Consider the following 20,761-nt stretch of genomic DNA (forward strand, 5'->3'; position numbering starts at 1 on the left):
TAGAGTCAAGTGAATAAGTGCATCAGGTGGATGCCTTGGCGATGATAGGCGACGAAGGACGTGTAAGCCTGCGAAAAGCGCGGGGAGCTGGCAATAGAGCTGTGATCCGCGATGTCCGAATGGGAAACCCACCGCATTTTGTGCGGTATCCATAACTGAATACATAGGTTATGAGAAGCGAACCCGGAGAACTGAACCATCTAAGTACCCGGAGGAAAAGAAATCAACCGAGATTCCGTAAGTAGTGGCGAGCGAACACGGAAGAGCCTGTATGTGATAGCTGTTGAGATAGAAGAACAACTTGGGAAAGTTGGCCATAGTGGGTGAAAGCCCCGTATTCGAAATCTCATCAGTGGTACTAAGCATACGACAAGTAGGGCGGGACACGAGAAATCCTGTCTGAACATGGGGGACCATCCTCCAAGGCTAAATACTCATCATCGACCGATAGTGAACCAGTACCGTGAGGGAAAGGCGAAAAGAACCCCGGGAGGGAGTGAAATAGAACCTGAAACCTGATGCATACAAACAGTGGGAGCGGACAAGTTCCGTGACTGCGTACCTTTTGTATAATGGGTCAACGACTTACATTCAGTAGCGAGCTTAACCGGATAGGGGAGGCGCAGGGAAACCGAGTCTTAATAGGGCGACTAGTTGCTGGGTGTAGACCCGAAACCGAGTGATCCATCCATGGCCAGGATGAAGGTGCCGTAACAGGTACTGGAGGTCCGAACCCACGCATGTTGCAAAATGCGGGGATGAGCTGTGGATAGGGGTGAAAGGCTAAACAAACTCGGAGATAGCTGGTTCTCCCCGAAAACTATTTAGGTAGTGCCTCGAGCAAGACACTGATGGGGGTAAAGCACTGTTATGGCTAGGGGTCATTGCGACTTACCAACCCATGGCAAACTAAGAATACCATCAAGTGATTCCTCGGGAGACAGACAGCGGGTGCTAACGTCCGTTGTCAAGAGGGAAACAACCCAGACCGCCAGCTAAGGTCCCAAATGATAGATTAAGTGGTAAACGAAGTGGGAAGGCCCAGACAGCCAGGATGTTGGCTTAGAAGCAGCCATCATTTAAAGAAAGCGTAATAGCTCACTGGTCGAGTCGTCCTGCGCGGAAGATGTAACGGGGCTCAAATCTATAACCGAAGCTGCGGATTCAGGAATCAGACTACAGGAATCAGGAATCAGGATGAAAGCACAGCGATTCGAAGATTTGCAGGTATTTCAAAAGCGTACCGTATCTCCTTAGAGATACACCGCAGCAGTTTGGAATTTCCACAAATCGAACAATACGCACTGGCCGATTAAATTAGACGCGCCAGCAAAAGCATCTGTTCAAATCTTGCTGAAGGCTATGGCAAAAGAAGCCAGTCGCCAGCAGAATTTAAAAGATACATCCTGATCAGTATCGGCTCAGCAGACGAAATGCGCGTCTGGCTGCGATACTGTCTTGATTTACAGTACATCAGCAACACGGAATGGCAATATTGGCGAGAAACATATGAAGAAATCGCCAAAATGCTGCAAGGACTCAGTAAAAGCCTGAATAAATAAAGGCAGTTACTGATACCCGATTCCTGTAGTCTGATTCCTGGATGGTAGGGGAGCGTTCTGTAGGCCGAAGAAGGTGACTTGAGAAGGTTGCTGGAGGTATCAGAAGTGCGAATGTTGACATGAGTAGCGATAAAGCGGGTGAAAAGCCCGCTCGCCGAAAAGCCCAAGGTTTCCTACGCAACGTTCATCGGCGTAGGGTGAGTCGGCCCCTAAGGCGAGGCAGAAATGCGTAGTCGATGGGAAACGGGTTAATATTCCCGTACTTTGATTTAGTGCGATGTGGGGACGGAGAAGGTTATGTCAGCGGCCTGTTGGAATAGGTCGTTCAAGCCGGTAGGTGGAAAGTTTAGGCAAATCCGGACTTTCATAACACCGAGAAGTGATAACGAGCGTCTACGGACGTGAAGTGACAGATACCACGCTTCCAGGAAAAGCCACTAAGCTTCAGCTAAATCAGAACCGTACCGCAAACCGACACAGGTGGGCAGGATGAGAATTCTAAGGCGCTTGAGAGAACTCAGGAGAAGGAACTCGGCAAATTGATACCGTAACTTCGGGAGAAGGTATGCCCTTTGATGTGAAAGACTTGCTCTGTAAGCATCGGAGGGTCGCAGAGAATCGGTGGCTGCGACTGTTTATTAAAAACACAGCACTCTGCAAACACGAAAGTGGACGTATAGGGTGTGACGCCTGCCCGGTGCTGGAAGGTTAATTGAAGATGTGCAAGCATCGGATCGAAGCCCCAGTAAACGGCGGCCGTAACTATAACGGTCCTAAGGTAGCGAAATTCCTTGTCGGGTAAGTTCCGACCCGCACGAATGGCGTAACGATGGCCACACTGTCTCCTCCTGAGACTCAGCGAAGTTGAAATGGTTGTGAAGATGCAATCTACCCGCTGCTAGACGGAAAGACCCCGTGAACCTTTACTGTAGCTTTGCATTGGACTTTGAAGTCACTTGTGTAGGATAGGTGGGAGGCTTAGAAGCAGGAACGCTAGTTCTTGTGGAGCCGTCCTTGAAATACCACCCTGGTGACTTTGAGGTTCTAACCCAGACCCGTAATCCGGGTCGGGGACCGTGCATGGTAGGCAGTTTGACTGGGGCGGTCTCCTCCCAAAGAGTAACGGAGGAGTTCGAAGGTTACCTAGGTCCGGTCGGAAATCGGGCTGATAGTGCAATGGCAAAGGTAGCTTAACTGCGAGACCGACAAGTCGAGCAGGTGCGAAAGCAGGACATAGTGATCCGGTGGTTCTGAATGGAAGGGCCATCGCTCAACGGATAAAAGGTACTCCGGGGATAACAGGCTGATTCCGCCCAAGAGTTCATATCGACGGCGGAGTTTGGCACCTCGATGTCGGCTCATCACATCCTGGGGCTGTAGTCGGTCCCAAGGGTATGGCTGTTCGCCATTTAAAGTGGTACGTGAGCTGGGTTTAAAACGTCGTGAGACAGTTTGGTCCCTATCTGCAGTGGGCGTTGGAAGTTTGACGGGGGCTGCTCCTAGTACGAGAGGACCGGAGTGGACGAACCTCTGGTGTACCGGTTGTCACGCCAGTGGCATCGCCGGGTAGCTAAGTTCGGAAGAGATAAGCGCTGAAAGCATCTAAGCGCGAAACTCGCCTGAAGATGAGACTTCCCTTGCGGCTTGACCGCACTAAAGAGACGTTCGAGACCAGGACGTTGATAGGTCGGGTGTGGAAGTGCAGCAATGCATGAAGCTAACCGATACTAATTGCTCGTGAGGCTTGACTCTATCATTTGAAGGACTTCGTGGTTCAGGGTTCAGACAACAGGCATCGGGAATCAGGAAAACTGATAACCGGGCTAATCTGAGCAGACATGAACGACAGAAGAAAATGAATAAAGCTTACTGAAGTCATGCGTTACACAGAAAGTGTGAGCATGCGATACACAGCATCACCCAACAAACACAGTTGATTTAGCCTGACAAACAGGCAACGGCTTACCGATTTGACAGTTTAAGTTTGGCGGCCACAGCGAGTTGGTCCCACGCCTTCCCATCCCGAACAGGACCGTGAAACGACTCAGCGCCGATGATAGTATGGATACCCATGTGAAAGTAGGTCACCGCCAAACACCCTATATAAAGCCCCTGATACTCACGTATCGGGGGCTTGTTCTTTGGGGGCAAGATAACAAGATTTAGGCTGCCTGAAAGCAGTAAAATAAAAAAGGAATACATGACTTCAGATACCATGTTACAAGGTCAAATAAAATTTGTGTAAAGATTTTAACTTATTGATTTATATTTATAAATAGTGTTGCTGTTTCGCTAGGCAACACTAAACCGAACGCGGATTGCTTGCAATTCGCGTTTTCTGTTTGCATCAGGCATGGCGTTGCGTCGCCATACCCACGCTTAAGGTTTCTGCATACCGTATCGCGCCGGGTCGAATGATTCGCCTTTGTTCCAGAGGTGCCAGGCTATACCGGCCAGTTTGCGCATAAGGGCAACAATGATGACTTTTGAGGGTTTGTTTCTTTGTCTTAAGCGCTCTACAAAAGCGCTGAAATAGCCGCAACGCAGGCAGACGAGTGCGGACATATACAGGCTGCCTTTAAGCGTTCTGTTGCCGTACTTTGATAGCTTATCCGGTTTATTAACGCTGGTTCCAGATTGCTCTTTTTGCGGGCTTAATCCGGCAAAGGCAACAAACTGATTTTCTGTTTGGAATCGGTAGAGGGTTAAGAAGTGGGATAACGTGGCCGCAGTGATTGCGCCGAATGATGGCATGGTTTGCAGATTGGTTGCGGTATCCGCCGCCGGAGATTGCTGTGTCAAATCGGCAATATGCTGTTTCAATTGCTTAATGCTGGATTCAATCATTTTGCGATGGGTGTTAAAGATTTCGAGCAAGTGAGCATCTTTAACGGCTTTAATGCGGTTTTTGATGGCGTTTAAGTCTTTGTTAAGCTGGCGCAAGCCTGCTATGTTGCGTCTGATTTTATGCTGTATTGAAGTGGGTTTAACATAGATGCTTTGCGGTTTGATTTTGTCGCAGTAGCGGGCAATCATTTTGGCATCTTGTTTGTCTGTTTTGGTTCGTAAAAACTCGGTTTTGGCGAAGCTCTTTATTTTAAGCGGGTTGATGACGCTTACTTTGTAACCGCAATCCGTTAGAAAGTCGGCAAAGTCCTCATAGTAATTGCCCGTTGCTTCCATGCAGAAGTGCGGCTGCAAATTCAAATCATCTACATGCTGTTTCAGCTGCAAATAACCCTTATGGCTGTTTTCAATTTTGATATGCGTGATTGCATTTTCATCAATCAAAAATCCGATGTCGATATGCAGTTTTGATATGTCGCACCCCGTCGGTGTAAAGCTTTTCATGTTGTTTTTCCTTATATGCAGGCTTTAATGCTATTCGCATTTTACCTATTGATACCATTCAACTTTAAATTTACGGCGCACAGTCTGAAAAACAGCCTTGATGGCTCGGTAGCTTTTACGTGCTTATGCCGTGGCTTGTCACGCAAGACAAGCTGCCGTTATGGCAGTGACATGGTAACGCAAAACGTTTCAGGAATTTTAAATTTCAAAGCAGCAGGATAAATTGAACATTGCCGAATCCGGCCGTTCCGCTTGTTTTTACATCGCTGTGCCGCTTGCTGTTATCGGCATCGGCCGGGGTGCTGTGATTGGGGCACAAACATAAAAAACCGCAAGGGGGTATTCATAAAGACACGGTAAAGCTGTGTCTTTACAAACCTTCCCCCTTGCGGTTTTTTCTGTTCGCGCCTGATCCAATCGCACCCCGACCGATGCCGATAACAGACGGATAAGCAGCACAGCGATATAAAAAAAAGCGCCACTAATCGTTTTCCCCTCCCTTAACCTCCTCCATCCGGATAGGGGGTAAGGCAACAGCAAACCGAAAGGAAATATCATGGAAAAGCAATACCCCTGCATTTTGGTTCAAAAGTGGTCCGAACAGGATTGGCGGGTTTATCTGCACATCACCGAAAGAGTGTGTACGGAAGTATGCAGATGGCCGGAAGAAGAAAAAGCCCGTGAGGCGGCACGCAGGACAAGCGTTGACTTAAACACGCCCGTTTATACGGTTTTATAAGAAAGGGAAAGAGCCAAAACAAAACCGCCGGAGAGATTCGGCGGTTTTGGCATTTTGTTGTGGTCGAGTTCGACGGCCGGAAGGCAAAAACAATCTATTTTGCTTAAATTTTAGGCATGGTTGGCAAGGTGTGCGCAATTTAATGCTAAGAATTTGAATTGTTTGGTTGGACATCTACAGTGTCTAAAAACAAAACCATGCGCTCCAATGCCGAACGGGTGTTATAACTGAGGCTCTTGCCTTTGTCTGTCAAATCAAATTCGGAAATTGTATTCAGCGTGTGAAGTAAAAACTGAGCCTGATCTGCATCAAGCACCAAAGCACCCAAAGCATGATTTAGCGGCTGAGAATTACCGGGAATACGGGTTAAAAAAAGCGCATTATCTTCAAAAAAATACTCAAAAGCAAAAAATCCCGGGGAAGTAGAAACATGTTCAAAACCTTTAAAATGAACAAACTTCATTACACGCCTTTCACTGCAGACTTTTAAAATCCGGCGGCATCAAATCCGGCCGGGGTTTGCTATCCAGCATCAGCACAGAGCCGCTTGACGCTGCCGCTGATACCGAGGTATCAACCGCCGCTGCAACGGCCTGTTGCGGCTGTTTGTAGGGGTTATAAATGCCATTCTCGACAAAGTCAATACACAGACCCTTATCCATGCCCTGAATCGGGGTGCCTTGGTCGGTATAGCAGGTGCAACGGTTGCCGTTTTGCACACAGCCCACCGGGTAAGGCATGGTTTGAATGTTGCGGTTGTGTGCGTTGTAAATCGGCGCAGTCCACGGTTTGCCGTCAATCGACGGACGCCACTCTTCGGGTTTCAGATTATTGTCCGGCTGCTCCTGCTGCGGTTGCGACGCCATCGGATAACTGCCCGGCGCAGGCTGTTGCGGCTGATTCTCGTTTTGCGGCTGAGACTGGCTTTCAGGCTTTATTGCCCGCTCAGGCTGCTTCATTGCATCGTAGCGGGCATTAACGTAATAAGCGCCGTATGCGGTGGCCATAAGCAAAACGGGCAGGCTATAAACCCAAAGGCTGGACTGGCCTTTGATTTTTGTGTGCTGTGCCGATGATTTATACAGGCCGAATGCTTTGCTCTTTCGGAAGAAAACGGAGTTTTTACCATCTGAAACATCGGCACGACTTTCAGGATTGCGGCAGCCCTGCCAATAGGTTTGCCGCAGCAAACCGGCAAGCATGGTTTTTGAGATATTGCGGTGCTCACCGATAAGACTGCGCAGATGGATATCAATAAGGCGCGGGTGCTGGGTTAAGACAAATATATCAACGCCCCTATGCCGGTGCTCTTCAAGCCATCTAACATAGTTCGGAACGGCAGCACCGGAAGGACGGCCACGGAAATAATGCTGTGCTTCATCAATGACAAGAATCGCGCCCTTAGGCAGCCAAAAGTGCATATCTTCAATACCGTGACCTTCGGGAATCGTAAGATGGGGAATTTGCAAATCGGTAATACCCTTCACATACAAAGGGCGGTTTTTAAGGTCTTTACGCGTCATAAGCTGCCAAACCATAAAAGAGGTTTTACCGATACCGGGCAAACCGGTCAGAAGGCTAATCATGGTTGCGCATCCTATTTACGATTAAAAACAGTACCAAGCTTGGCAGCAGTACCCCAACCGGCCAGAAAGGCAAACGCGCCCAATATCCAGTTAAGAGCAACGCCGCCGCCTGCAATATAAAAGAGCTGCAAAGCGGCAGGGGGTGTCTGCCCCAAACCTTGAGTAATATGGCTGATTAGCTGCTGCTGAAGGGCGCTAACGCCGGTATAACTGATAACGGAGACACCCAAGGCGGTCATGATTTTGCCCGCGGTAGTGGTCAGTACGGCGGTTAGCAAGGTTCCTATGCTGGTTTTCATTTTTGGCTTAATCCGAGCGCGTAATAAACGAGCGTGAACGAAAACAACATGGACAGCATGATTATCCAAGGTCTGGATTTACCGGCAACGTCACACATGTTTTCATAAGATATCTGCTGATGGCTGCGTAGCAATGTAAATGAAACCGGAGCCGGGCAAACGCCGTTCGATGCAAAGACGTTCAAGGGATTCAAACTGATTTGAATGGGGGAATTGGGCAAAACAATGTCCTCATAATCGGCATTGCCGAGCTCTGCGCACATGGCGGCATTGGGGTTTTGTGAGCAGATGTCGGGGGCAGATGCCGTTGCCGGTTCCGTTGGCTTGGTTTCGCCCGGGGTTGTTGTGCTGGGGCTACCGGGGATTGGTGCGGTGGGAATATCAGCGCGGGTCGGGGCTTGGCTGCTGTTCGGGGCAAGGTCTGGCCGGGGGATTGTGGTTGCGGTAACGCTGCCATCTGCCTGAACTTTAAACTGGGTTTGTTGGGGGGCGTTTGTTCCGGCAGGGGTGTATGCGCTGGTTAAAAAGGTGTTGTTGGTGACGTTGTTGCTGTCAACTGTTGTTGTTGTGTTGCCGCCGTTGGCTACACCGCTGCCCCAGATTGCGTTAATCAATTCGGTGTTGTTGCGGTTGGTGTCGTTAAGCAGTTGCGCCAGCAAATTGATGATGGCGGCTTCGCCCGGCAGGACTTGGTCAATGGTCGGGGCGTTTTGTTCGTTGTATCTGATGATGTCGGCGGCGCTGGCATCGGTTTTATAAAGCTGTATCCAGTTGCCCTTTTCGGCAGGCAGTTGCGGCCATACTTCGACATCGCCGAAGCGCATGGGAAATGTCAGTTCGTAATTCTGGCTTTGTATCATTGTCCAGTCCACTGAGTTGGAAGGAATAATAATTGTGCGCTTTAGGTTGAGGTTGCCACCCCACTCGGTGATGGTGAGCTTTGAATATTGCTTGTAAGCGGCGGGGTCAATGGGTTTCTTTGATGCTTGGTAGTTGTCATACAGTTGGCGGGCTTTGGCTTCGGATTGTTGCTGTAGCTGTGCGGTAGGGACTGCATCGTTGTTGAGGTTTGCGTTGAGACGTGAGCCGATGCCTGTCCAGTCAAACAGCTTGCCAACTGCGGCGGCAACGTCAGACCATGAGCCGTTTTCCATTCCGCGCACGAACTGGTCTGCCGCACCGTTTTGCTTGAGGTTGCCGAGGTGGCTTGTAGCGAGGTCGGCGACAATAAGACCGCCCAAACCTTGTGCCATGCGTGAGGTGGGCGGAAGTTGGGTTGTGGTGGTAATTTTGCCTTGTGCGGTGGCGCCGTAAGCGTCAACTGCTTTTATACCCAAATCTGTACGACCAATAATGCCACCATTCTTATTTGAATATTGAGTAGATGAGCCACGAAAATAATTATAATAATCCCTACTATTCCCGATTGTTTTACGATCACGAGAAAGACCATCACGACTGTACAATGCCTCTTCCACCGGCGTACGACCAGAGTAATAGGACTGATGATAGGAAGGTGGGTTCGTACTGTAAGAAGGGGGCGGAATTGCATCAGCCCTAGCAGCCCCTGGCCACAGGCTCAAGACAACAATACCCAAAACGGCAAAACGACAAAAAGAAAGCCAAGACAAAAGGCTAAAATCATCATTGCGCATTTCCTTTATTCTCATGATTCGTTTCAATTCGATTTTTTTCTTCTGGCATTGCGCAATTTCGCAAGCTCTGCTTTGGTTTTCTTTGGTATGAACATGTTGATAACGGCAACAAAACCGAGAATTAAGGCTCCAATCGCAATCATGATAAAACCGACAGAAGTCAGATCGGTACTTAAGCCTTCCGACGAATAAGCTGGATTCTGAGTAATGGCTTTCTGAAGGCTGCCCGATTCGTAGCCGGAAGAACCGGGAATAATTTCTATTTGTTTTGGGTTGTTTATATCATTAGGCATTAAAAAACATCCTTTTCTTCAAATGATTTACGGAATAGACGAGTAATAAGCCGGAATAAATAAGCAATCAGCATTAAAGCGACAAGTGGAATTGCAACAAGCACGCCATCTTTAAATTCGGCTTCCAAGTTGCATTCTGGAAAACTAAGATTGATTGGCTGTTCTGCGTAATACCATTGTCCGCCATGGTAGACGGGGGTTTTAAGCCCCCCGTCAGCAGTAATGGTAGGCAGAACTTGCGACATCTTGTAATTGGACGCTTCATGCACGGTGCCGAAGCATTGACCGCCGACCTGATAACCCATGTTCCGCCCCCAAAACCTTAAATACCGCGTTTCAACATGCGGATTGCGGCAACAAAGCCGATGCCGATAAGCGCAATGCCGACGGCAATGCCACCAACAGCGGTAAAGTCGGTTTTAAAATCGGCTGTTGATGATGTGACTGCGTCGGCAATGGGGCCCGCAACAGACATGGCGGACAAACCCATTAAGCCACCAACAGCGGCCAGTTTTGTGCCGTATTTACGGCATGCGTTCATTGCTTTCATGATGTTTCCTTTCAAGTGAGTGGCAACGTTTCAAATATTCCGGCTGTTGCCATGGCCGAAATTCATTAATTCATTTGTGATAAAAATATATGGCAATCAATATGATGATTAATGCTGTTAGCATGTAAGCCCAAATATTGCTTTGGTTTGCAGTTTGGGCTGCTGCGTAATATGCTGTATTCATTGATGGCCTACTATTGATTGCTAAGCCATTCGTTTATTTCATCCGCAGCCTGCCTTTTCTCTACAAGCTCAGATTCAAGCTCTGCAATTTCAAGGCGTAAAGATTCAAGCTCATTTAGCATTGAATAAAAAAGTTCCAGATGCTCATCGGGCGTGTAACCATTGGGCAGGACAAAGTTGACGGATTCACTATCGTCATGTTCACTATCGTCATATTCATCGTAATCAATCATTTTTAGCACCTGTAAATGGGCGGCTACCGAGGGGATTTAACGCCGCCGCCCGGAGCGTTAATCTTGTTTAAGCCTTGGCCGTAGGCTGGACGGGTTCCATGCGCTGAATCACTTGGACGATGTTGCTGCCTTTCTTTTGGGGCATGATGTCAACCTCAACCAGCATCGGCAGTTTGCCTTTCAGTCCAAGCAGCTTGTGGTGGTCAGCGGCAAGGCCGTATTCGGCTTCCATCACATCGTGGCCGAATTCGTTTTTGGCGTTGTCGTAAACGGGCACTTGCAGCAATACGCGGGTGTAGTCGTATTCGGTGCCGTTGTCGGTTTTGCCTTGGTTCCATTTCACTTTAAGCAGGGTCGCTTTCATGTTGTTTCCTTTCGATGGTATTTGGGATTAAGGATGTTATGCGGGGTTAAGTAATGGCCGTATGGGTCATACGGGCGGGCGGTGCCTTTTGCTCTTTCTTCGGCATTGGGCAAAACTTTTTGCAGGTGGTGCAAATATTGTTGTTGTGCGGTTTTTTGCTTCGGGTAGCGTTGCGGCGGGCAAAGCTCATCACCAAGCTGTTGCAGTAGCTCATGCTCATTTACGGGCAGGCGTTTGTATTGGTGAATAAAGGCAACGTTGATGTAGTCGCAATCGAATGCCGCGGGCATTAGGCGCTTGGGCAAATCGGCTCTGTCATTCAGCAGGCATTCAACGATCTGGCTATCTGTAAAGCCCATTTGCTGAAGCATTTTGATGGCCGGGGAAACCTGCATGGAGGCATATTTAAGGACATGCTCATGCCCCACGTCCTGCATCTTTTTTACGCGTTCAGGCTTTGCAATGGCTTCGTTAAACTTCTGAAACAATTCGATAAATACAGGATATGCGCCGGTTAGGAATTTACCCGGCTCAATTAAGACTTCATGCGGGATGATGATGTCTTTGTTTTTCATCTCTAATTCGACACGCACCCAGGCGCTATCTGTGTCGCCAAGCTGTTTGCCTTTTTCGTAAATACGGGCGAAGCGGGAGGATTTACGGCTGCCGACATAGAAGGTTTTGCCGCGGTTTTCGTTGGTGAGCCAGTCGCTGCCGACGCATTCGGCTACTGGTTTGGTGTGGCGGCTTGTGTACAAGCCAGCTTCCCAGTCTTGTTTGGCTTGTTCGGGGGTGTAGTCGCCGTTTAAGAAGTCGTGTGCGAGGTCGCAACGGGTGATTCTGGCAAACGGGGCATAGTCTTTAATGTAGCTGTAAAGGCGGTGTTCCCAGCCGTTTTTGGCTGCAACGAGCCCCTCACCGGTGAAGTAGAAGCAGATGCTGCCGCGTTGGTTTTGGCCGCCCATGGCGACAAAGCCATAGTTCACTTTTTTATCGCCCATTTTGTAGGATGTGGCGTAGCCGTTTCTGCCGTTTTGCTGGCAAAAGAGGCCGTAGCCCATGATTTCAAGAAGCTCAGCGCTGATGTTGGCGGCGATTTCTTCCTCTGTGCCAATCTGGTCGGGACGGATAAAAACATCTTCTGTGACCGTAAATGTGAGGGTGTCAATGAAAGCTGCGGTGCCGCTGCCCTTCTTAAGCGGGATTTCAACAAGCTTGCCGTCCGCCATCACTAATGTGTGGCTGTACGCTTCGCTTGCCAGTCGCCCCGTGTTACTAGCGGGGGCATAAGCAGAGGCGCTTGCGGCCGCGCCTTCGGCACGCCCCGCATGCGCCTCTGCCATTTGCCTGGCGGTTTCGATATGCATTTGGTATTTATTCATGATTGTGCAACTCGGAAAGCGTTGGGTAATCCCGATTCCATTGTTTGCATCGGGCGGACGCTGTGTTTAAGGCGTGTATTTTGGTGCGTTGCGGAAATTTGCTGTGCGTAACCGGATGGCTTTCGGTACTCAACAGGGTTGCACCGTGGTAGTAGCGGACGATGTACGCAACAGGAACGGGGAAGCCGACAACCAACATTTGATAATGAAAGCAGGCTGGCGCGCTTTCCAATGGAGGCCATGAGCTTACTGAGGTCGTTTTGGGTTTGCGGCGGGAGAGGATGCTCATAGCTCACCCCGCTGGCGCATGGCGGCAATGTCGGCGGGTTTGACTTGTTCGTATTCAACGGTCAGAAACGACGGTACATCAACAAGCGGAATATCGGAATAAATGGGAACTTTTGGAACGCCGCGGGCAGTATTAAATACGTAATCTGAGATTTCTTTATGATGTAAATTTGACCAAAATACTTTAACGCAAAAAAATTCAGATGGAGACAATTCAAAAAATAAAGCTGAAGCGTCCGCGGTTTTACGAAGAAAAAAACAAGGATATTGACGTTCTGACATGATTAAAGCCCCTCAACTTTAGGTAAGTAAAGGGGCTTGGGAATTAAAAGAATTTAAGTTTGTCAAGACCCCTTGGATTGGGGGCTAATATATAAGGTAGCTTTATGCAATCCGCTATAAATCTTGTTGATGTCTACAATTTTTTGATGTGCGGTTAATTTTTTGATTGCCCAATCATAATGGCTGGCAGTTGCGCTGACAAAATAGGCACCTAAGGTGCTGCCGCCCACCCATTGGAATGCGCCCTTGGCAAACAGTTCATTATCGGTAAACCGTTCTGCCAAATTTAATACTTGCTGATGGGATTGCGCCAGCATATCACTTGCTTTTTCCAACGGGGTATTTTGATGTTGCTGCCAAAACATCCTATTCATTTCACCATAGGTTTTCCAGTTGTACGGGGGCGGCAGAAATGGTTTATTTTTGCCGTTTTGATTTGCATCAACCCAATCAAGCAATAGCTGATGCCACTCATAAAGATGGATTAAAACATCGCGAAGATTTTTATCCCGTTGCCAATGGGCTTCTTTCTTGCGTTCATCTTTTGAAAAGTCGAAAGGGGTGGATAGTTCAGTATCGCTTAAATTGGTAATCAGCAAGTTGAGTTGTCGGTATTGGTTTTGTGCGGCATTGAGTAAGTCTGATTTTGTTGTTGCCCTTGCCATGACATGCTCCTTTTTAAAAACTTGCTTGGAAAATAAGGCATTGTGCGCAATATTCTAATCAATTTTAATTTGATGGGTTTGAATCAAATCAAAAGGCTGCCTGAAAACTACGTTTTCAGGCAGCCTTGTTTTAAGCCGCAAATGAATATTATGGCTGCGGTGTTTGAGTGATTTTCTGCATTTCGGCGGCCAGTGCTTGGATGTCGAGCCAGCCCATGGCGTTGAATATCATCAGCAGCAGGCTGCCGGCGAGCATCAGGATGATGAAATAGGCAAGGTAGCCGAGCAATACTTTAAGGCCGCTTTGGCCGCTTAAGCGGGTGAGGCCGATGATTTGCACCACGAATATCCATGCTTGCCACAGGGTGCCCACCAAGCCGAGGTGTTGCGGCCAGTAGAGCATGGCAATCAGTGGGGCGGCCAAGAGCTCGGTCATGGCGATAAAGCCGTAGAGCTGCATTTTGGGTGCGCCGTAGTAATGCAATACCTTGGCCATGATGGTGCTGAGTACCGCCCATTTGAGGATGGTGAGTGCCACGCCAAAGGCTAGGGCACCGGTGTGGCTGCCAAATAAGGGCGCCATGGCGGCGGCGTTGATGGCGCCCACCACCAGCAAGGCGCCGATAATTACCGCCGGATTGTAGCGGTAGTGTGCGGCAGGGTGAAAGCGTAGGCGCAGGGCGGCCAGGGCGTCGAGGAAGAGGGTGTACATCAGTCGAATACCACCGTACGGTTGTTATAGGATAAAACGCGGCTTTGCAAATGCCATTTTACGGCGCGGCTGAGCACCACTTTTTCTAAATCGCGGCCTTTTTCGGCCAAATCAGCCACGTTGTCGCGATGGGATACGCGGGTCACTTCTTGCTCGATAATCGGCCCTTCGTCCAAATCGTTGGTGACGTAGTGGCTGGTGGCGCCAATCAGTTTAACGCCGCGGGCATGGGCGCGGTGATAGGGGCGGGCGCCGTCAAACGCGGGCAAAAAGCTGTGGTGGATGTTGATAATGCGGTTGGGGTAGGCGGCCACAAACGCGGGCGACAATACCTGCATATAGCGTGCTAACACAATCACATCCACCGCCGCTTCTTGCAGCAGCGCCAGTTGGGTGGCTTCGGCCTGTGCTTTGGTGTCGGCGCTCACCGGAATATGGTAGAAGGGGATGCCGTTGTATTCAACCAAGTGGCGCATGGATTCGTGATTGCCGATGACCAAGGGAATGTCGCAGCCCAATTCGCCGATGCGGTAGCGGTGCATTAAGTCGACCAGGCAATGTTCGTATTGTGATACAAACACCGCCATGCGCGGGCGTTTGTCGGACACATGCAATTGCCACTGCATTTGCCGCACCTCGGCAATGGGAGAAAAGGCTGCCTGAAAGCGGTTGATGGGCAAATCAAAACCAGCCAAATCCCACTCCACCCGCATTAGGAAGCGGTTTTCTTCGGCGTCTTGGTGTTGGTCGGCATGGAGGATGTTGGCGTTGTGTTGCAGCAAAAATTGGGCAATGGCGGCCACCAGACCTTTTTGGTCGGGGGCATTAATCAGCAGGGTGGCGCTGTGGCGGGGCGGGTTGGATGGGTTCATATTGGTGTTGGGATAGGGCAGGGTTTCAGGTAGCCTTTTTAAATCGTTTGGTCGTGCATTTGGGCGGCGGCGAGGGTGTTTTCCAATAAGGTGGCGATGGTCATCGGCCCCACGCCGCCGGGCACGGGGGTAATCATGGCGGCGCGCTCTTTGGCAACGTCAAATTCCACATCGCCGCACAGCTTGCCGTTGGGCAGGCGGTTGATGCCCACGTCGATCACCACGGCGCCCGGTTTAATCCATTCGCCTTTCACAAAGTTGGGAATGCCCACGCCCACCACCACAATATCGGCGGCGGCCACTTCGGCGGCCAGGTTTTGCGTGGCGCTGTGGCAAATGGTTACGGTGGCGCGTGCCAACAATAATTCCAGTGCTTGCGGGCGGCCCACAATATTGGATGCGCCCACCACCACCGCTTTTTTGCCCACCACATCCACGCCGCAGCTGGCGAGCAGGGTCATCACGCCTTTGGGGGTGCACGGGCGCATCAGTGGCATTTTTACCGCCAAACGCCCCACATTGTAGGGGTGGAAGCCGTCTACATCTTTGTGCGGCACAATGCGCTCCAGCACATGCTGGCTGTCGATGTGCTCCGGCAGCGGCAGTTGCACCAAAATGCCGTCAACGCTGTTGTCGGCATTCATTTCGTCAATCAGTGCCAGCAGCTCGGCTTCGGGCGTGCTTTCAGGCAGCTCGTAAGAGCGTGAATCGAAGCCCACTTTTTCACAGGCCAGCTTTTTGTTGCGCACATACACTGCGCTGGCCGGATCATGCCCCACCAGCACCACCGCCAAACAGGGTGCGCGCAGGCCTTGTGCCTGGCGGCCGGTAACGGCTTTGGCCACCACGGCCAGGCGTTGTTGGGAAATCTGTTTACCGTCGATGATTTGGGCTGTCATAGGGCGGGCTTTCAATGGGTGGGCAATCGATAAAGCGCAGATGCTGGCGTTGCATTGCACAAAACGGTGTATTGTCGCATTTTTTGCCTTGGCTTTCATCTTGGATTTTAGGCTGCCTGAAACGTGGCATTCTTGGCTGAGCTTATTTGTGCCGGATTTAAGCATACGGCTGGCGTTTTTAACCACACGGTATTGTTGCCATGAGTGGTTGCAAAAAATCTGCAAAAAAGCCGCATCGAGTGCTTGACGGGCATACAGCCCGCGGGTATAGTTCGCATCTCTCGTCGGGGTGTAGCGCAGCCTGGTTAGCGCATCTGCTTTGGGAGCAGAGGGTCGTGAGTTCGAATCCCACCACCCCGACCACAGCATAGCCCAACCCCAGCCAAGGTTAGAGCGCCCGTAGCTCAACCGGATAGAGCACCGGCCTTCTAAGCCGGGGGTTACAGGTTCGATTCCTGTCGGGCGTGCCAAAGATTTCGTTTTCAGTGGTGGTTGTAGCTCAGTTGGTAGAGCCCTGGATTGTGATTCCAGTGGTCGTGGGTTCGAGCCCCATCAGCCACCCCAGATTAAAAAAGCCCGAGTGCAGACCACTCGGGCTTTTTTACCGTTTGCGTAAAGTGGCTATTGTTATGAACAAACCCCTCACCATTGCTTTGTGTGCCGGCGAAGCCTCCGGCGATTTGCTGGGCGCGCATTTGATGGCGGCGATTAAGGCGCGTTGCCCGCAGGTGCGCTTTGTGGGCATTGGCGGCCCGCGCATGTTGGCCGAAGGCATCAACAGCTTATACGAGCAAGAAAAACTGGCGGTGCGCGGCTTTGCCGAAGTGATTAAAAGGCTGCCTGAAATTTGGCGCATCCGCCAAGGCTTGGTGCGTGACTTAACCGCGCTGCGCCCGGATGTGTTTGTGGGCATTGATGCACCCGATTTTAATTTGGGCGTGGCCGCCAAGCTCAAAGCCGCCGGTATCCGCACCGTGCATTATGTGAGCCCGTCGGTATGGGCGTGGCGGCGCGAGCGGGTGGCCAAAATTGTGCACCAAGTAGACGAGGTGCTGTGTTTGTTTCCAATGGAGCCGCCCTTGTATGAAGCGGCGGGCGGGCGGGCGCAGTTTGTGGGCCATCCTTTGGCGCAAACCTTGCCGGTGGTGGCCGACAAAGCCGCTGCACGGGCGCGGCTGAAATTGGCCGACGATGTGCCGGTGTTTGCGCTGATGCCGGGCAGCCGCGTGAGTGAAATCGATTATATGGCACCGCTGTTTTTTCAGGCAGCCTTGCTGATGTTGCGCGATTATCCGCAGGCGCGCTTTGTGTTGCCGCTGGCCACTGCGGCCACCCGCACCCGTGTGCAGGCTTTATTGGCCACGCCGCTATATGAACAACTGCCGCTGCAATTGCTGTCGGGTAAGGCCGATTTGGCCTGTACCGCCGCCGATGCGGTGCTGGTGGCCAGCGGCACCGCCACGTTGGAAGTGGCTTTGTGCAAACGGCCGATGGTAATCAGCTATAAAATTTCACCGCTCACCTATGCTTATGTGAGGCGTAAAATCAAGGTGCCGTATGTGGGGCTGCCCAATGTATTGCTGGGGCGCATGGCGGTGCCGGAGCTGCTGCAACACGATGCCACGCCGGAAAAACTGGCCGCCGCCATGCTGGCTTGGTATCGCGCCCCCGCCGAAGTGGCCGCGCTGGAACAGGCGTTTACCGATTTGCATTTGCTGCTGAAGCAAGACACCGCCGCCTTGGCCGCCGATGCGGTGTTGCGCCACGCCCAAGGTGCGGCGGCATGACGGTGTATGCGGTGTTGCCGCAACATGCCGGGGTAGACGAAGCCGGGCGCGGCCCCTTGGTGGGTAGCGTGTTTGCGGCGGCGGTGATGCTGCCTGCCGATTATGATTTGCCCGGCTTGACCGATTCTAAAAAACTGAGCGAGCATCGGCGCGACACATTGGCGGTGCAGATTCGGGCGCAAGCCTTGGCTTGGAGCGTGGCGGCGGCGGATGTAGCCGAAATTGCCCGATACAATATTCTGCATGCCACGCTGTTGGCGATGCGCCGCGCGGTGACCGGTTTAAATAGGCTGCCTGAAAAAGTGTGGGTCGACGGCAACCGCACTCCCCCCGATTTGCCCATGCCCGCCGAAGCGGTGGTGCAGGGCGACGGCAAAATCGCCGCCATTTCCGCCGCCTCTATTTTGGCTAAAACCGCACGCGATGCAGAAATGTATGCGCTGGATGCGCAATACCCGCAATACGGCTTTGCCCGCCACAAAGGCTATGGCACGGCGGCGCATTTGGCGGCATTACAACAGCATGGCGTGCTGCCGCAACATCGGGCGGATTTTGCGCCGGTGCGGGCGCTGTTGGCGCAAGGGCGGTTGTTTGAGAAGTTGGATTGAAGTGGGGTTGGTAAAACAAAAAAAGCTTTCAGGCTGCCTGAAAGCTTTTTTGTTATTGCTGATAACAGCGCCGATTTAGTCGGCAAACTGTTTTTTCATCCGTTCGCGCCGCTCTTGCGCTTCTACCGAGAAGGTGGCGGTGGGGCGGGCGAGCAGGCGTTTGAGGCCGATGGGCTCGCCCGTATCTTGGCAGAAGCCGTATTCGCCTTCGTCGATTTGGCGCAGCGAAGCCTGGATTTTGTTGAGCAGTTTGCGCTCGCGGTCGCGGGTGCGCAATTCCAGCGCATACTCTTCTTCCAAAGTAGCGCGGTCAGCCGGGTCGGGCGTGGCGTCTTGCTCTTGCAAATGGCCGGTGGTGGCCGACGCATTGCTGATCAGCTCTTCTTGCAGCTTCAACAGCAATTCGCGGAAGAACTCCTGCTGCGCTTCGTTCATATACTCTTCTTCAGGGCCACTCCAGTGGAGGATGTCTTGTTCTGTGAGTTTTGTCATCGTGCGGTCTTTCTCAAATCAATGCTTGTGAACGGTTGTTTCAGGCAGCCTTTATTGGGTTAGGCCATGTATTCACAAGCTTATTTTGTCAAGCTGCTACGGAGCGCCTGTTGATTATCTTTTATAGTGAAATGCATAACGAAGTGCTACGGCGTTGCTGCGCCTTAGCGCAAAGTGAACGATTTTGTACGGCGCCAAAGCGCCAACAAACTCTGTTCCGTACTATCTGTACTGTCTGCGGCTTCGCGCCTTGTATCACTTCATTCTTCATTTCACTATATTATTTCACTATATTGTGCCGTTTTCAGCACATAAACAGGCTCATGCTGCGTTAAAAATGCGCGCCAAAGGGGGCTTTGGTTGTGCTTTTTGCCTTGCCTGTGCCTGCTTCTGTACTAAAAACAGCTACAAAAAAGACAATAAACAGGCTCTGAAAAGTGCGGGCATCATAGCACGAATTACCGCAGGCACCAGTATTTTGTGAATAGGGCGCGTATACCAATCCTAAAAAAGTAAGATAACCAGGCGAGCCAACGCAGTTAGATTGTTTTTTAGGATTGGTATTAACGCAGCAACCACAGATTGAGCTGCATCATCACTTGCGGGGCAAAATGGCTCAGCCACAACCATAAGGCCAGCACCAATACGGTGGCAGAAAAATCCATGCGGCCGATACGCAAAAAGGCAAACGGGCGTGTGAGCGGATCAAAAATACGCTGCAACACCGGCATAATCGGCGCGGCGGGTGCGGCAAAGCTCAACATCATGCGCAACACCAAGCCCAGCAATAAGGTGTAGGCCAAAGCTTTGAGCGCCGAAAACACGGTAAACAGCACATTGGCGGCCACCAGCTTGGCGCTGATTTGGATTTCAGGCAGCCCCAACAACATGGCGGCGGTGTAGGCAAGGTAATACACCAACAGCACCGCCAGCACACAAGCGCTGTCCCAACGGCCTAAGGGCGGCGCCAGTTTGCGCAAGGGTTTAATCAGCCAGTCGGTGCTGCTGCGGCAGAATTCGGCCAAGGGCTGTTTGTAGTGCAATTGCCCCCATTGCAACAACATGCGCGCCAAGCACACAATCGCCAATACATCGGCCAGCAATAAAATCACTTTGCTCAACAGAGGCATTAGCGCACCTCCTGAGTATCGGCGGCAAACTGTAAACCCAAGGCGCGGGAACGCGCCACGCAGGCGGCCACGCCCTCGGCAATGGCTTCGGCCACATGATGCTGCCTGAAGGTTTCGATGGCTTCGTGGGTGGTGCCGCCTTTGGAGGTGACATTTTGCTGCAGCTGGGCAAAATCGGTGTCGGCTGCGGCGGCCAGTGCCACCGCTCCGTTAAACGTGGCCAAGCTTAAACGGCGGGCTTCGGCGGCATCAAAGCCTTGTGCCTGCGCGGCTTGTTGCAAGGCATTGAGCAGGTAAAACACATAAGCGGGGCCGCTGCCGCAAATGCCGACGATGCGGTGCATATCGTCTTCTTCAGGCAGCCACAGCACTTGGCCGGTGGTGCGCATCAGCGTTTCGGTAAAGGCTTTGTCGGCAGCGCTGATGTGTGCGGGCGCATACAGCCCGGCCATGCCCATGCCCACTTGGCCGGGGGTGTTGGGCATGATGCGTATAATGCGCGTGCTGCCGCCCAGCCAGCGGCTTAAGGTGGCGGTGGTCAAGCCGGCGGCCACGCTGAGCACCAACGCGCCACCGGTGTCGATACCGGCGGTGGCCGCCTGCATGTCTTGCGGCTTTACCGCCAGCACCAACACATCATCGGCATTGAGCGCGGGCAGGGTGGATGAGATGGCCACGCCGTAGCGCTCGGCCAATTGCTGTTGTTTGGCGGCATTGCGCCCCACCACATGAATGGCATAGCCGCCGTGGCGCACCATACCGGCAATAATGGCGGCGGCCATATTGCCGCCGCCGAGGAAGTAAACTGTCATGGTGTTCAATCTCTATT

General features: G+C 51.5%; 23 protein-coding genes, 3 tRNA genes and 2 rRNA genes. 9 read left to right on the top strand and 19 right to left on the bottom strand.

Annotated elements, in window-relative coordinates; genetic code table 11:
* The first annotated feature begins 3 nt into the window (after positions 1 to 3).
* Both JQU52_RS03710 and rrf read left to right on the top strand, forming a co-directional pair.
* Positions 4 to 3,314, top strand: a 23S ribosomal RNA gene (locus JQU52_RS03710).
* 231 nt (positions 3,315 to 3,545) lie between these two features.
* Positions 3,546 to 3,658 (top strand): 5S ribosomal RNA (rrf, locus tag JQU52_RS03715).
* Between the two features lie 283 nt (positions 3,659 to 3,941).
* Here rrf and JQU52_RS03720 read toward each other — a convergent pair.
* Positions 3,942 to 4,913 carry an IS110 family RNA-guided transposase gene (locus JQU52_RS03720; protein ID WP_230339808.1) on the bottom strand — a complete coding sequence of 324 codons (972 nt, stop codon included), beginning with the start codon at positions 4,911 to 4,913 and terminating at the stop codon, positions 3,942 to 3,944.
* A 556-nt stretch (positions 4,914 to 5,469) separates the two neighbouring features.
* Here JQU52_RS03720 and JQU52_RS03725 point away from each other — a divergent pair.
* The gene (locus JQU52_RS03725; RefSeq protein WP_230339809.1) at positions 5,470 to 5,652 is read left to right on the top strand and encodes a hypothetical protein; all 183 of its coding nucleotides are present in this window, start codon (positions 5,470 to 5,472) and stop codon (positions 5,650 to 5,652) included.
* Positions 5,653 to 5,797: 145 nt separating this feature from the next.
* Here the strand turns inward: JQU52_RS03725 and JQU52_RS03730 are convergent, their stop codons facing one another.
* From JQU52_RS03730 to folD, 15 genes are all read right to left on the bottom strand, one after another.
* Positions 5,798 to 6,115, bottom strand: coding sequence for a hypothetical protein (locus JQU52_RS03730; protein WP_230339810.1), 318 nt, complete (start codon positions 6,113 to 6,115; stop codon positions 5,798 to 5,800).
* Positions 6,116 to 6,125: 10 nt separating this feature from the next.
* Positions 6,126 to 7,238: a zonular occludens toxin domain-containing protein gene (locus JQU52_RS03735; protein ID WP_230339811.1), complete on the bottom strand. Its 1,113-nt coding sequence runs from the start codon at positions 7,236 to 7,238 to the stop codon at positions 6,126 to 6,128.
* Between the two features lie 11 nt (positions 7,239 to 7,249).
* Positions 7,250 to 7,537: a DUF2523 family protein gene (locus JQU52_RS03740; RefSeq protein ID WP_230339812.1), complete on the bottom strand. Its 288-nt coding sequence runs from the start codon at positions 7,535 to 7,537 to the stop codon at positions 7,250 to 7,252.
* On the bottom strand, positions 7,534 to 9,219 hold the full coding sequence (locus tag JQU52_RS03745; RefSeq protein ID WP_230339813.1) for a virulence factor TspB C-terminal domain-related protein: 1,686 nt from the start codon (positions 9,217 to 9,219) through the stop codon (positions 7,534 to 7,536). Before JQU52_RS03745 ends, JQU52_RS03740 begins: the two co-directional genes overlap by 4 nt.
* Positions 9,216 to 9,485, bottom strand: a complete 270-nt coding sequence (locus tag JQU52_RS03750; RefSeq protein ID WP_230339814.1) for a hypothetical protein — start codon at positions 9,483 to 9,485, stop codon at positions 9,216 to 9,218. Before JQU52_RS03750 ends, JQU52_RS03745 begins: the two co-directional genes overlap by 4 nt.
* On the bottom strand, positions 9,485 to 9,790 hold the full coding sequence (locus tag JQU52_RS03755) for a hypothetical protein (protein WP_230339815.1): 306 nt from the start codon (positions 9,788 to 9,790) through the stop codon (positions 9,485 to 9,487). The genes JQU52_RS03750 and JQU52_RS03755 overlap by 1 nt, the downstream gene beginning before the upstream one ends.
* 17 nt (positions 9,791 to 9,807) lie before the next feature.
* Positions 9,808 to 10,035, bottom strand: coding sequence for a hypothetical protein (locus JQU52_RS03760; protein ID WP_230339816.1), 228 nt, complete (start codon positions 10,033 to 10,035; stop codon positions 9,808 to 9,810).
* A gap of 194 nt (positions 10,036 to 10,229) precedes the next feature.
* Positions 10,230 to 10,451, bottom strand: a complete 222-nt coding sequence (locus JQU52_RS03765) for a hypothetical protein (RefSeq protein ID WP_230339817.1) — start codon at positions 10,449 to 10,451, stop codon at positions 10,230 to 10,232.
* A 67-nt stretch (positions 10,452 to 10,518) separates the two neighbouring features.
* Entirely contained in the window at positions 10,519 to 10,815 is a 297-nt protein-coding gene (locus tag JQU52_RS03770) for a hypothetical protein (protein ID WP_230339818.1), read from the bottom strand.
* The gene (locus tag JQU52_RS03775) at positions 10,812 to 12,182 is read right to left on the bottom strand and encodes a replication initiation factor domain-containing protein (RefSeq protein ID WP_230339819.1); all 1,371 of its coding nucleotides are present in this window, start codon (positions 12,180 to 12,182) and stop codon (positions 10,812 to 10,814) included. Before JQU52_RS03775 ends, JQU52_RS03770 begins: the two co-directional genes overlap by 4 nt.
* Positions 12,183 to 12,482: 300 nt before the next feature.
* Positions 12,483 to 12,767: a hypothetical protein gene (locus tag JQU52_RS03780; protein ID WP_230339820.1), complete on the bottom strand. Its 285-nt coding sequence runs from the start codon at positions 12,765 to 12,767 to the stop codon at positions 12,483 to 12,485.
* A gap of 62 nt (positions 12,768 to 12,829) precedes the next feature.
* On the bottom strand, positions 12,830 to 13,432 hold the full coding sequence (locus tag JQU52_RS03785) for a ClbS/DfsB family four-helix bundle protein (protein ID WP_230339821.1): 603 nt from the start codon (positions 13,430 to 13,432) through the stop codon (positions 12,830 to 12,832).
* A gap of 148 nt (positions 13,433 to 13,580) precedes the next feature.
* Positions 13,581 to 14,144 carry a hypothetical protein gene (locus tag JQU52_RS03790; RefSeq protein WP_230339822.1) on the bottom strand — a complete coding sequence of 188 codons (564 nt, stop codon included), beginning with the start codon at positions 14,142 to 14,144 and terminating at the stop codon, positions 13,581 to 13,583.
* On the bottom strand, positions 14,144 to 15,016 hold the full coding sequence (purU, locus tag JQU52_RS03795) for a formyltetrahydrofolate deformylase (RefSeq protein ID WP_230339823.1): 873 nt from the start codon (positions 15,014 to 15,016) through the stop codon (positions 14,144 to 14,146). The genes JQU52_RS03790 and purU overlap by 1 nt, the downstream gene beginning before the upstream one ends.
* 38 nt (positions 15,017 to 15,054) lie before the next feature.
* Complete coding sequence (gene folD / locus JQU52_RS03800; RefSeq protein WP_230339824.1) at positions 15,055 to 15,915, bottom strand: bifunctional methylenetetrahydrofolate dehydrogenase/methenyltetrahydrofolate cyclohydrolase FolD; 861 nt, start codon at positions 15,913 to 15,915, stop codon at positions 15,055 to 15,057.
* Between the two features lie 285 nt (positions 15,916 to 16,200).
* On the opposite strand from folD, the gene JQU52_RS03805 reads away from it, so the two are divergent.
* The 5 genes from JQU52_RS03805 to rnhB all read left to right on the top strand — a co-directional run bounded on the left by JQU52_RS03805 (position 16,201) and on the right by rnhB (position 18,310).
* Positions 16,201 to 16,278 (top strand) — tRNA-Pro (locus JQU52_RS03805).
* Positions 16,279 to 16,308: 30 nt separating this feature from the next.
* A tRNA-Arg gene (locus tag JQU52_RS03810) sits at positions 16,309 to 16,385 on the top strand.
* A gap of 18 nt (positions 16,386 to 16,403) precedes the next feature.
* Positions 16,404 to 16,479 (top strand) — tRNA-His (locus JQU52_RS03815).
* A gap of 65 nt (positions 16,480 to 16,544) precedes the next feature.
* Positions 16,545 to 17,702, top strand: a complete 1,158-nt coding sequence (gene lpxB, locus JQU52_RS03820; RefSeq protein ID WP_230339825.1) for a lipid-A-disaccharide synthase — start codon at positions 16,545 to 16,547, stop codon at positions 17,700 to 17,702.
* Positions 17,699 to 18,310: a ribonuclease HII gene (rnhB, locus tag JQU52_RS03825; protein WP_230339826.1), complete on the top strand. Its 612-nt coding sequence runs from the start codon at positions 17,699 to 17,701 to the stop codon at positions 18,308 to 18,310. Before lpxB ends, rnhB begins: the two co-directional genes overlap by 4 nt.
* 75 nt (positions 18,311 to 18,385) lie before the next feature.
* On the opposite strand, the gene dksA is transcribed toward rnhB, so the two are convergent.
* Positions 18,386 to 18,802, bottom strand: coding sequence for an RNA polymerase-binding protein DksA (gene dksA / locus JQU52_RS03830; RefSeq protein WP_230339827.1), 417 nt, complete (start codon positions 18,800 to 18,802; stop codon positions 18,386 to 18,388).
* Between the two features lie 184 nt (positions 18,803 to 18,986).
* On the opposite strand from dksA, the gene JQU52_RS03835 reads away from it, so the two are divergent.
* Positions 18,987 to 19,286 (top strand): hypothetical protein, encoded by a 300-nt coding sequence (locus tag JQU52_RS03835; RefSeq protein WP_230339828.1) that lies wholly within the window; start codon positions 18,987 to 18,989, stop codon positions 19,284 to 19,286.
* Positions 19,287 to 19,365: 79 nt separating this feature from the next.
* Here JQU52_RS03835 and JQU52_RS03840 read toward each other — a convergent pair whose 3' ends face one another.
* Both JQU52_RS03840 and proC read right to left on the bottom strand, forming a co-directional pair.
* The gene (locus JQU52_RS03840) at positions 19,366 to 19,932 is read right to left on the bottom strand and encodes a YggT family protein (protein WP_230339829.1); all 567 of its coding nucleotides are present in this window, start codon (positions 19,930 to 19,932) and stop codon (positions 19,366 to 19,368) included.
* Entirely contained in the window at positions 19,932 to 20,744 is an 813-nt protein-coding gene (gene proC / locus JQU52_RS03845) for a pyrroline-5-carboxylate reductase (RefSeq protein ID WP_230340518.1), read from the bottom strand. The genes JQU52_RS03840 and proC overlap by 1 nt, the downstream gene beginning before the upstream one ends.
* Positions 20,745 to 20,761 lie beyond the last annotated feature (17 nt).

This window comes from Paralysiella testudinis (genome assembly GCF_016894345.1).
Lineage (GTDB): Bacteria > Pseudomonadota > Gammaproteobacteria > Burkholderiales > Neisseriaceae > Paralysiella > Paralysiella testudinis.